Origin of the sequence: Acinetobacter sp. UBA6720 (assembly GCF_002454215.1) — a bacterium.
GTDB lineage: Bacteria > Pseudomonadota > Gammaproteobacteria > Pseudomonadales > Moraxellaceae > Acinetobacter.
Genome location: NZ_DKIK01000156.1, coordinates 1 through 1,150, shown reverse-complemented (window position 1 = coordinate 1,150; position 1,150 = coordinate 1). Strand labels below are relative to the sequence as shown.

Below are 1,150 nucleotides of genomic sequence, written 5' to 3'. Positions count from 1 at the left end.
TTCAGGAATTTCTACAGTTTCAACTAAATGTTGTGCTGAAGAGTAACCTGAAATCTTCATACCAGCTTGTTCAATCGACTCGATGAAACGGTTATTCATTTCATAACGGTGACGATGACGCTCAGTGATTTCAGCTTTACCGTAGACTTCACGTGTTTTTGTGCCTTCAACCAATTCAGATTTTTGAGCACCTAAACGCATAGTTCCACCTAGGTCAGACTCAAGGCTGCGTTGTTGTAATTCACCGCGCTCATCTAACCATTCAGTAATTAAACCAATGAGTGGATATTTTGTAGAACGGTTAAATTCTGTAGAAGAAGCTTCTGGCATACCTGCAACATGGCGAGCGTATTCAATAACAGCCAATTGCATGCCTAAACAAATACCCAAGAATGGGATTTTGTTTTCACGTGCGTATTGAATAGCTTTCATTTTGCCTTCAGTACCACGTTCACCAAAACCACCTGGAACTAAAATTGCGTCAGCTGTACTTAAAATAGATACGTCTTGGCTTTCAAGTTCTTCAGCGTTGACATAATCAATTTGTACTTTTACGCGATTTTTAATACCTGCGTGTAATAACGCTTCATTCACAGACTTATAAGCATCTGGTAATTCAACATATTTACCAACCATAGCTACACGTAAAGTGTATTCAGGATTTAGTAATGCTTCGACTACATTATCCCAATCTTCTAGGTTTGCTTCTGGAAGATCATTAAATCCAAAACGCTCACAGATCAAATCATCAACGTTTTGTTCATAGAATGTACGTGGAATTTGATAAATCGTTTTCGCATCTTTACATACCACTACAGCACGCGCTTCTACGTTAGTGAACAATGCAATTTTGCGTTTAGTGTCAACATCCACATCATATTCAGTACGGCAGATAAGAATATCTGGCTGAATACCAATCGAAAGCAACTCTTTTACAGAGTGTTGAGTTGGTTTTGTCTTAAGCTCTGCTGCAGATTTGATATATGGCAACAAAGTTAAATGCATAAGCATGGTTCTTTTATGACCAAGCTCAACCATTAACTGACGAACTGACTCCATAAATGGAAGTGATTCGATATCACCTACCGTACCGCCAATTTCTACGATAGCAACATCGTAGCCTTCACCTGCGCGAAGTACGCGTTCTTTA

1 protein-coding gene is annotated in these 1,150 nt (G+C 39.0%); it reads right to left on the bottom strand.

Translation table 11 applies throughout. The features are described 5' to 3' along the window. The coding region (gene pyrG / locus B4F08_RS13790; RefSeq protein ID WP_291374810.1) for a glutamine hydrolyzing CTP synthase at positions 1 to 1,150 on the bottom strand (1,150 nt) is incomplete at both ends.